General features: G+C 71.9%; 8 protein-coding genes. 5 read left to right on the top strand and 3 right to left on the bottom strand.

Going from position 1 to position 10,334, the window contains the following annotated elements; all coding sequences use genetic code 11:
• The 5 genes from egtC to ggh all read left to right on the top strand — a co-directional run.
• Nucleotides 1-740 (top strand): ergothioneine biosynthesis protein EgtC (gene egtC, locus H5J29_RS09715; RefSeq protein WP_181780595.1); only part of this gene is annotated, 740 nt, incomplete at its 5' end.
• Nucleotides 741-1,002: 262 nt separating this feature from the next.
• A complete protein-coding gene (gene egtD, locus H5J29_RS09710; protein WP_181780594.1) occupies nucleotides 1,003-1,977 on the top strand; it encodes an L-histidine N(alpha)-methyltransferase in 975 nt (324 codons plus the stop codon).
• A gap of 43 nt (nucleotides 1,978-2,020) precedes the next feature.
• Entirely contained in the window at nucleotides 2,021-2,587 is a 567-nt protein-coding gene (locus tag H5J29_RS09705; protein ID WP_181780593.1) for a class I SAM-dependent methyltransferase, read from the top strand.
• A gap of 142 nt (nucleotides 2,588-2,729) precedes the next feature.
• Nucleotides 2,730-3,026, top strand: coding sequence for a TOBE domain-containing protein (locus H5J29_RS09700; RefSeq protein WP_181780592.1), 297 nt, complete (start codon nucleotides 2,730-2,732; stop codon nucleotides 3,024-3,026).
• 428 nt (nucleotides 3,027-3,454) lie between these two features.
• The gene (gene ggh, locus H5J29_RS09695; protein WP_220187200.1) at nucleotides 3,455-4,837 is read left to right on the top strand and encodes a glucosylglycerate hydrolase; all 1,383 of its coding nucleotides are present in this window, start codon (nucleotides 3,455-3,457) and stop codon (nucleotides 4,835-4,837) included.
• 454 nt (nucleotides 4,838-5,291) lie between these two features.
• Here the strand turns inward: ggh and H5J29_RS09690 are convergent, their stop codons facing one another.
• From H5J29_RS09690 to H5J29_RS09680, 3 genes are all read right to left on the bottom strand, one after another.
• Entirely contained in the window at nucleotides 5,292-5,678 is a 387-nt protein-coding gene (locus H5J29_RS09690) for a VOC family protein (RefSeq protein WP_181780591.1), read from the bottom strand.
• 342 nt (nucleotides 5,679-6,020) lie between these two features.
• Nucleotides 6,021-8,822 (bottom strand): aconitate hydratase AcnA, encoded by a 2,802-nt coding sequence (acnA, locus tag H5J29_RS09685; RefSeq protein WP_181780590.1) that lies wholly within the window; start codon nucleotides 8,820-8,822, stop codon nucleotides 6,021-6,023.
• A gap of 160 nt (nucleotides 8,823-8,982) precedes the next feature.
• Nucleotides 8,983-10,334 (bottom strand): flagellar basal body protein FliL (locus H5J29_RS09680; RefSeq protein WP_181780589.1); only part of this gene is annotated, 1,352 nt, incomplete at its 5' end.

The following is a 10,334-nucleotide window of genomic DNA, read 5'->3' as shown; positions in this document are numbered from 1 at the left end:
GCCACCACGCCTGGATCGGCGCGCCCCGGACGGTGTCGTCGCTGGTCCTGGAGCCGGTGCACGGGCTGCTCCGCCAGTCCTATGCGCCCGCGGACATGCGCGGGGGCGGCACCGTGAACGCGGACGGGTTCGGTGCGGGCTGGTACCCGGTCCCCGGCGGTGACCCCGCCCGGTACCGGTCGCCGCAACCGATCTGGTCCGATGCCGGGTTCGCGTCGGTGGCCGCCGCGGCGGAGTGCGGGGCGATGCTCGCCGCCGTGCGGTCGGCGACCACCGGGATGCCGGTCACCGAGACCGCGGCGGCACCGTTCGCCGAGGGTCGGTGGCTGTTCAGCCACAACGGGGTGGTGCGGGGCTGGCCGGAGTCGGTCGCGGACATCGCGTCCCGGCTGCCGGTCGTCGACCTGCTGACCCTCGACGCCCCCACGGACGCCGCGCTGCTCTGGGCACTGGTCCGCGACCGGCTCCGGGTCGGCAAGGATCCGGGCGAGGTCCTCGCGGAGGTCGTCTGCACGGTCGGCGAGGCCGCGCCGGGCTCGCGGCTCAACCTGCTCCTCACCGACGGTTCCGCGATCTGGGCCACGGCCTGGGACCACGCCCTCTCGGTCCGCGTGCTCGCGGGGTCGGCCGAGGTCGCGTCGGAGCCCGTGGACTCCCGGTCGGGCTGGCAGCCGGTCCCGGAGGCGCACCTGGTCACCGCCTCCCCGGGAGACCTGACCCTCACCCCCCTCCCGACCTGATGTCCGACTCGCGCGTCGAAACCGGGGGACTCGCGGGCGAGACCCGCGAGTCCCCCACTTCCGACGCGCGAGTCGGACACCACGGCCCGCGAGTCGGACACCACGGCCCGCGAGTCCCCCACTTTCGACGCGCGAGTCGGACACCCGGCTCGCGAGTCCGACAGCACCACCCGCACCGCAGCACCACCACCCGCACGGCAGCACCACCCGCACCGCAGCACCACCCGCGCCGCCGCGGGCACCTGAGGCAAGGAGCACGTCCATGAACCGCCTGTCCGCGCTCGACGTCCACCTCACCCCCGCCGACGCCGACCGCGCGCTCCGCGAGGACGCCCGCGCCGGGCTCACCGCCACCCCGAAGGAGCTGCCGCCCAAGTACTTCTACGACGCCCGCGGCAGCGAGCTGTTCGAGGAGATCACCGCGCTGCCCGAGTACTACCCGACGCGCACCGAGCGGGCGTTGCTGGAGGAGTCCGCCGCGGCGATCGCGGCGGCGTCGGGCGCCGACACCGTCGTCGAGCTGGGGTCCGGGTCGTCGGCCAAGACCCGCCTGCTGCTCGACGCCTTCCGGGCTCATGGGACCCTGCGCCGCTACGTGCCGCAGGACGTCTCCGAGGCCGCACTCCGCGGTGCGCTCACCGCCCTCGGTGCGGAGTATCCGGATCTGGAGCTGCACGGCGTCGTCGGGGACTTCACGAAGGACCTCGGGTTCCTGCCCAAGCGCGGCAGGCGCATGGTCGCGTTCCTCGGCGGGACCATCGGCAACCTCCGCCCCCGCGAGCGCGCCGCGTTCCTCGCGCACGTCCGAGGGGCCCTCGAACCCGGCGAGCAGCTGCTGCTCGGCACCGGCCTGGTGATCGACGAGCCCACCCTCGTCGCCGCCTACGACGACGCACAGGGCATCACCGCCGAGTTCAACCGCAACGTCCTGCACGTGCTGAACCGCGAGCTGGGCGCGGACTTCGAGCCCGCGGCGTTCACGCACCGCGCGGTATGGGCGGCGGAGGACGAGTGGATCGAGATGCGGCTGCGGGCCGAGCGGGCGATGCGGGTCCGCATCGCCGAGCTGGACCTGGAGGTCGAGTTCGCGGAGGGCGAGGAGATGCGCACCGAGATCTCGGCCAAGTTCCAGCCGGAGGGCGTGCGGGCCATGCTCGCCGAGGCCGGGTTCGACCTGGTGCGCTGGTGGGCGGATCCCGAGCGCCGGTTCGCAGTGAGCCTCTCCACCGCCGTCTGAGCAGGCGGTTCCGCCCGCGGCCCCGCGGGCCTACGGTCCGGCCATGCCGATGAACGCCGTCCACCGCCGGCTGTGCCGCTCGGACTCGTGGGCCCAGCGGATGCACGAGCAGGTGCTGCCCTGGGCGCTCGACGGCGTCGACCTCACGGGGCGGGTCCTGGAGATCGGCCCCGGCTACGGAGTGACGACCCGCTGGCTGCTCGAGCGGTCGGGCCTGCTCACCGCCGCGGAGGTCGACCCGGACATGGCCGCCGACCTGGGCCGGGAGTTCGCCGGGCGGGTGGACGTCCGCACCGCGGACGGTGCCGACCTGCCGTTCGGGGCGGGCACGTTCGACGCGGTCGTCTGCTTCACGATGCTGCACCACGTCCCGTCCGTGGCGCAGCAGGACCGGCTGTTCGCCGAGGCCGCCCGCGTGCTCCGACCGGGAGGTGTGTTCGCGGGCTCGGACAGCAGGCTGAGCCTGCGGTTCCGGGTCCTGCACGTCCGCGACACCATGGTCGTCGTCGACCCTGCGGGGCTACCCGCCCGGCTCGGCGCAGCCGGCCTCTCCGCGGCCGAGACCACGCTCGGTGGAAGGGCCTTCCGGTTCCGCGCCACCCGCGTCTGACGCCCGGGCCTCACCCTGCGCGATCGTCCACTCCGGACAGCTGTCGTCGCCCTCGAGGGTTCGTCCTCACCGGACTCACCCGGGCGCCGCTGCCCGTCCGGTGCGCGGGCGCGCTGACCCTGCCGGCCCCACGATCGTCTACGTGGCCCACGACCAGGGCGAGGCTGGGCGACCGCGTCGCCATGATGCGGGCGGGGGAGATCGTGCAGAGCGGCAGCCCGATGGAGGTCGACGACCAGCCGGGGCGCCGGGGAGGGACGGTCGCCGGGCACCCGTTCCCCGCCCCGCGCGACGGGACGAGTTCCTCGCGGGGATCCGGGCCGAGGGCATCGAGGCCTGCACGACCGAGCGCGGCGACGCGCTGCCCGGCCGGATCACGCTCGTCGAGCCGCTCGGGACGCAGTTCCTCGTGACCGCGGCGGTGGGGAGCGGGACGTGAAGATCCTCACTCCCACGGAATCTCCCCGCCGCCGAAGGCGCCGACCTGTGGTCGCACGCCGCGCCGGAGCGCGTGCGCTGGTTCGACCCGGAGTCCGAGCGCGCCCTGGGGCGGTGAACTGGCGTTCCCCTCGTTTCGTGAACCGTCCCGAGTGGAATCGCGCGTGATCTCGAAACAGCACGGAATCCTGATCGGAATCGCGCGGCAACATTCATCGTTCACGTGGGACTGTGATCTCGACGCACCGTGAGCGGGCTTCTCTCGTTTCCCACCCGTGCGGGTGACCCGTACGGCGTAACGCACCGTCGTCGATCTCGATGAAGCCCGTAGCGGGCTATTGAGATCGACCTCACCCGTTGTTACTGTGGAGTTAAGTACGAGACGGACCGAAATGGCGTCGACAAACGCCGGAAGGATGCGCATCCCCCGTGAGCACGGACTCCGACACCGGCCATAGCTCCCCCTCCCTCCCCGCTTACGGCTCCACCCTCACCGACGTCCGGCTCGCCGAGAACGCCGCGGACGTGCTGCGCACCAACGACATGGGGGGTTGGACCAAGGCCGCTCCGCTGCTCTACCCGCACCAGTGGAGCTGGGACAGCGCGTTCGTCTCGATCGGGTGGGCACAGCTGGACGTCCGGCGCGCGATGACCGAGCAGCAGCGCCTGTTCGAGGCGCAGTGGGCGAACGGCATGGTGCCGCAGATCGTGTTCAACCCGCTCGCGGGCCCGGAGTCGTACTTCCCGGACCCGGCGCGCTGGGCCGTGGAGGTCTCCCCGGAGGCGCCCGTCGGCGTGGCCGAGACCAGCGGGATCTGCCAGCCGCCGGTGCACGCGATCGCCGTCGCGCGCATCTGGGAGGTGGCCCGGGGGACCGAGGCCGAGGCGGGTGTCCGCGCCGAGCTGCGCAGCCTGTTCCCCAAGCTGATGGCCTGGCACCGCTACCTCGCGGAGAACCGCGACCCGTCGGGCTCCGGCCTGGTCACCACGTACCACCCGTGGGAGGGCATCGACAACTCCCCGCGGTGGGACGCCGTGCTCGCCCGGCTCGAGGTCGGCGAGGTGCCGCCCTACGTGCGCCGGGACCTCTCGCACGTCGCCGACGCGGGTCAGCGCCCCGACGACACGGCCTACGACCGCTTCCTCTGGCTGCTCGAGCTGCTCAAGGCCTACCGCTACGACGACGCGGTGATCCACGAGCGCTACCCGTTCCTGGTCAAGGACGTCTTCTTCACGTCCGTGCTGCTCATGGCGAACCGGTCGCTGCTGACGCTGGCGGAGGCCGTCGGTGCCACCGAGGGCGAGCGGTCCACGATCGCCGGCTGGATCGCCCGGGCCCGGGCGGGCATCGCCGCGACCCTCGACCCCGAGAGCGGCATGGCCTACGACGTCGACATGGGCACGGGGGAGCCCATCGAGGTCGCCACGTTCGCGGGCATGTGCCCTCTGCTCGACGCAGGCGCCGCGGGTGCCGACCGCGCCACCGCGTTGTCTCTCTTCGACTCCGAGGCCTTCGCGGGCCACCCGGAGCTGCGCTGGGCCATGGTCCCGAGCACCAGTCCCATGGAGGGCTGCTTCGACCCGCGCAACTACTGGCGCGGCCCGGTCTGGCCGATCGTGAACTGGCTGTTCTGGCGGGGCCTGCGAGACGGCGGGGACGTCGAGCGTGCCGAGGCGCTGCGCCAGGCCTCCCTGGACTCCCTGCGCCACGTCGGCTTCGCCGAGTACTTCCACCCCACCACGGGCGAGGGCCTGGGCTCGGCGATGCAGTCCTGGACCGCCGCCGTGGCCCTGGACTGGCTGGCGTCCTAGCCGTCCCGAGGATCGAGGGTCGAGGCGCGGGGCGGTCGAGTCTCGACCGCCCCGCTTCCGTGTGGTGGACCATGCTGGGGGTTCGATGCTCGCGGCCCCGCAGCTCACCGCCGAGGGCTTGCGGCGCAGTGCTCACGGCTCGCCGCCCGTGGTTCAGGGCTCGCGGTCCGGCGCTCGGGTTCGCGGCTCGGCTGCGGCCCGTAGACGGGCGAGCAGGTGGGCGAACAGTCGGGCGAGCGGGGTCGAGGCCATGGCGGCAGCCCGTCGCCCGCCCCCGGGTTCGCGGGCCGGTTCCCTTGACTCCGTTCACGATCGCGAAGCGGGACGATCGTCGAACCGGGTCCGGTCCGGTCGCGTGCCGACGGGGACGGCCCGCCGGTTCGGGGCATGATCCACGATCGGGACGCGGGGCGGTCGGATCTCGACCGGCCCGCGCCCGAACGAAGGATCGTGCTCAGAGGTAGGGCCGGGTGATCATCTCCAGGAAGTGGCCCGCAGGGTCGCGGAAGTAGACGCCGCGGCCGCCGTGCTCGGTGTTGGTCTCGCCGGGGCGGCTCATTCGAGGGTCGGCCCAGTGCTCGATGCCGTTGTCCCGCAGGCGCTGATAGGCGCGGTCGAAGAGCTCGTCGTCGACCAGGAAGGCGTAGTGCTGGTTCTGGATCTCCGGGAAGACGTCGGTCGGGAGGTCGGCGAACTGGATGAGCACCCCGCCGTCGAGCAGCAGGTTGGTGAACGGGCCCCAGGACGGGGCCTCCGCCGCCTCGAACACCTCGCGGAAGAAGCGGGCGGACTCGGCGCGGTCGCGGGCGGCGACGATGGTGTGGTTGAACGTGACGGGCATGGTGTCCTCTCGGTCGGTGCGTACACCGGGGAGGAGCGCCCGTCGGCCGGGAGGGAGCGCCCACACACGACCGGGAGGAATGCGCCGCCGAGCCTGCGGGAGTGCTCGGCCCGACGTGACGTCGGTGCCGGCCTGTGAAGCCGCTCCTTCCCGGTAGGCCCATGGGGGCGCGTCGACGACTGTAGCGAAGACCGGCCCGAGGGTGAACAGAGATGTCCGACTCGCGCGTCGAGAGTGGGGGACTCGCGGGCGGTGGTGTCCGACTCGCGCGTCGGAAGTGGGGGACTCGCGGAAACGCGCGGGCCCCGCACCGTGTGGTGCGGGGCCCGTCGGGAGGAAGCGTCAGGAGGCGAGCATGCCCCTGAGCACGTACTGCAGGATGCCGCCGTTGCGGTAGTAGTCCGCCTCGCCGGGGGTGTCGATGCGGACGACCGCGTCGAACTCGACCTTCTCGCCGGACTCCTTCGTCGCGGTCACGTGGACCGTGCGGGGGGTGGAGCCGTCGTTCAGCGCGGTGATGCCCGCGATGTCGAAGGTCTCCGTGCCGTCGAGGCCCAGCGACGCGGCCGACTCACCCTGCGGGAACTGCAGCGGGATGACGCCCATGCCGATCAGGTTCGAGCGGTGGATGCGCTCGAAGGACTCCACGATCACGGCCTTCACGCCCAGGAGCGCGGTGCCCTTGGCCGCCCAGTCGCGCGACGAGCCCGAGCCGTACTCCTTGCCGCCCAGCACGACCAGCGGGGTGCCCGCCGACGCGTAGTTCTGCGCGGCGTCGTAGATGAACGCCTGGGGCGCACCGTCGACGGTGAAGTCCCGGGTGTAGCCGCCGGAGACGTCGTCGAGCAGCTGGTTCTTGAGCCGGATGTTGGCGAAGGTGCCGCGGATCATCACCTCGTGGTTCCCGCGCCGGGAGCCGAAGGAGTTGTAGTCCGCCTTCTCGACGCCGTTCTCGTCCAGGTACTGCGCGGCCGGGGTGCCCGGCTTGATCGCCCCGGCGGGGGAGATGTGGTCCGTGGTGACCGAGTCGCCCAGCAGCGCGAGGACGCGGGCGCCGGAGATGTCCTCGACCGGCGCGGGCTCCGACGCCATGCCCTCGAAGTACGGGGGCTTGCGCACGTAGGTGGACTTGTCGTCCCACTCGAAGGTCCGGCCCTCGGGGGTGGGCAGCGAGCGCCAGCGCTCGTCGCCGCGGAAGACGTCGGAGTAGCTCTTGGTGAACATCGCCTCGTCGATGGCCCCGTCCATCACCGCGTTGACGTCCTCGGTGGAGGGCCAGATGTCGCGCAGGAACACGTCGTTCCCGTCCGTGTCCTGGCCGAGCGGCTGGGTCTCGAAGTCGAAGTCCATGGTCCCGGCCAGCGCGTACGCGACGACCAGCGGCGGCGAGGCCAGGTAGTTCATCTTGACGTCCGGGTTGATCCGGCCCTCGAAGTTCCGGTTGCCGGAGAGCACCGAGACGACGGTCAGGTCCGCCTCGTTCACCGCGGCGGAGATCTCCTCGGGCAGCGGGCCCGAGTTGCCGATGCAGGTGGTGCAGCCGTAGCCGACGAGGTTGTAGCCCAGCTTGTCCAGGTACGGCCAGAGGCCGGCCTTCTCGTAGTAGTCCGTGACCACCTGGGAGCCCGGGGCCATCGAGGTCTTGACCCACGGCTTGACCGTGAGCCCCTTCTCGACGGCGGACTTGGCCAGCAGCGCCGCACCCAGCATGACCGAGGGGTTCGACGTGTTGGTGCACGAGGTGATCGAGGCGATCACGACCGCGCCGTGGTCCAGCACGAACTCCCCGCGCGACCCCTTCACCGTGGTCGGCTTCGACGGCCGACCCTCGCAGCCCTCGGCGGCGGAGAACACGACCGGGGCGGCCTCGTGGCCGTCGGTGGAGGTCGCGGGGGCGTCGCTGGCGGGGAACGACTCGTCGGACGACTCGTCCACCCCGGAGAGCTGCTCGGCGACGGCGTCGTTCGTGTAGTCCTGCACCGACCGCCGGAAGGCGGACTTCGCACCCGACAGCTCGATGCGGTCCTGCGGGCGCTTCGGCCCGGCGATCGACGGGACGACCGTCGACAGGTCCAGCTCGATGGTCTCGGAGAAGGCGGGCTCGGCCGACGGGTCGTGCCAGAGACCCTGCTCCTTGGCGTACGCCTCGACGAGCGCGATCTGCTCGGCGGAGCGGCCGGTGAGCTTGAGGTAGCGGACGGTCTCCTCGTCGATCGGGAAGATCGCCGCGGTGGAGCCGAACTCCGGGCTCATGTTGCCGATGGTGGCGCGGTTGGCCAGCGGCACCGCGGACACGCCCGCGCCGTAGAACTCCACGAACTTCCCGACGACGCCCTGGCGGCGCAGCATCTCGGTGATCGTGAGCACGACGTCCGTGGCGGTCACGCCGGTGGGGATCTCGCCGGTGAGCTTGAAGCCCAGCACCTTCGGGATCAGCATCGACACGGGCTGGCCGAGCATGGCCGCCTCGGCCTCGATGCCGCCGACGCCCCAGCCCAGCACACCCAGGCCGTTGACCATCGTGGTGTGCGAGTCCGTGCCGACCAGGGTGTCCGGGTAGGCCTGGCCGTTGCGGGCCATGACGGTGCGGGCCAGGTGCTCGATGTTGACCTGGTGCACGATGCCGGTGCCCGGGGGGACGACCTTGAACTCGTCGAACGCGCCCTGGCCCCAGCGCAGGAACTGGTAGCGCTCCTTGTTGCGGCCGTACTCGAAGTCGATGTTCTTCTCGAACGCGTCGGCGGTGCCGAAGAAGTCGATCATCACCGAGTGGTCGATGACCAGCTCGGCGGGGGCGAGGGGGTTGACCTTGGCGGGGTCGCCGCCCATCTCGGTCACGGCCTCGCGCATGGTCGCCAGGTCCACCACACAGGGGACGCCGGTGAAGTCCTGCATGATCACGCGGGCGGGCGTGAACTGGATCTCGGTGTCCGGCTCGGCCGAGGGGTCCCAGCTCGCCAGCGCGCGGACGTGGTCCGCGGTGACGTTGGCGCCGTCCTCGGTGCGGAGCAGGTTCTCCAGCAGGACCTTGAGGCTGTACGGGAGCTTCTCGGCACCCTCGACGGCCGAGAGCCGGAAGATCTCGTAGGAGTTCTCACCGACCTCGAGGGTTCCCTTGGCTCCGAAGCTGTCGGTACTGGCCACTGTCCGGCTCTCCTCTTCATCGCTGCGTGGTGGGCTGCGTCGCTCGTGCGGGAGTCTCGCGCACCTGTGTCACCACGGCAGCGTGACCCCCGTCCCGCTCCAAACAGTACGCCTGTCCTATTTGGGAGTCGAGACGGGGGTGACGCAGGGAACCGAGAGGTCAGTTGCCCCCGGCGGCGATGAGCGCGTCGAGGTCACCGGGCTGCATCGCGCCGAGGATGTCGGCGTAGAGCTGCACGACGGTCTGGCCGGGCGAGACGTACCAGGACCCGTCGACCTCGGTGGTCAGGACCTTGACGTCGAGCATCGCGGTGACCAGGCGCGGCGCGAACTCCTCGAGGGCGGGGGAGTTCCCGACCTGCGAGAGGCCCGCGGAGGCGAGGTCGGCGGTGCAGAGCCGCTGGGAGCCCGCGCCGGGCTGGCCGGGCACGCCCATCAGGATGCAGTCGCCCTCGCGCTTGACCTCGATGCGCACGCCGTCCGGGGTCTCGACGGTCACGCTCGCCAGCGAGAGCCCGGTGTGCCCGCGGACGTCCGTGGGGGTCGTCTGCAGGTCGATCAGCTTCGCCCCGGAGGGCTGGGCACCCGCGGCGGCCTGGACCAGGGCCGGGCCCGCGTCGTGCAGGGCGGCGACCTCCTGGGGGTCGGTCAGCTCGATGACGCGCTGGACGTCGGAGTCGAGCGCCGCCGTGACCATCTCCTTGACGGCGTCCTGTGCCGAGGCCGCGCCGACGGCGGGCACCGACGTCGTCGGCCAGGGCTCGTTCGCCTCCTTCAGCGCGTAGTCGGCGGCGGTGTAGAAGCCGCTGACGTACCAGTCACCGTCGACCTGCACGGTGGCGATCCGGATCGGCTCGCCCTCCTCGCGGACGACCTGGGCGATGTCGATGGTCTCCGGGGTGCCCGCGGGCGGCTGGCCGTTCGGGAACACCTTCTGCTTGAAGGAGTCCGTGAAGGGCAGGCTCGCGGCGTCCCCGTTGGTGGTGATGGTGCCCGCGACGAGCTTGGTGATCGTGACGTTCGGGCGGACGGCCTCGGCGGCCGCCTCGTCGAACTGCAGGCCCGTGAAGGTGACGGTGTCGAGGCTCTGGTCCGCGGCGGCGTCGGGCTTGAGGATCTCCAGGCGCTGGAGCTCCTTGGTCATCACCTCGCCCATGTCCGTGAGCAGCGTGGTCTCGTTCGGCGCGATCCGGCTGGCGGCGCGCAGGTAGTCCTTGCCCTCGAGGTCCGCGGCCAGCGACGTGACGACCTCGGTCGGGGAGCTCGCACCGCCCGAGTTCCCCAGCAGGGCCCACGCCGTGGCGCCGCCACCGGCCAGCACGGCCACGATGGCCACGATCGCGGCGATCAGCGGCCAGCGGCGCCTCCGCTTCGGCGGCTCACCGCCACCCTCGCCGTACCCGCCGGTCGGCGGGTTCCACGGCGGCGGCCCGCCCTGCGGCGGGTACTGCTGGGTCGGGTACTGCTGCGGCGGGTACTGCTGGGTCGGCTGCTGCGGGGTCGGGTACTGGG

Source organism: Pseudonocardia pini (assembly GCF_013870575.1).
GTDB classification, from domain to species: domain Bacteria; phylum Actinomycetota; class Actinomycetes; order Mycobacteriales; family Pseudonocardiaceae; genus Pseudonocardia; species Pseudonocardia pini.
The sequence above is the reverse complement of the archived record's forward strand: the minus strand, read 5'-3'. Positions and strand labels throughout refer to the sequence as shown.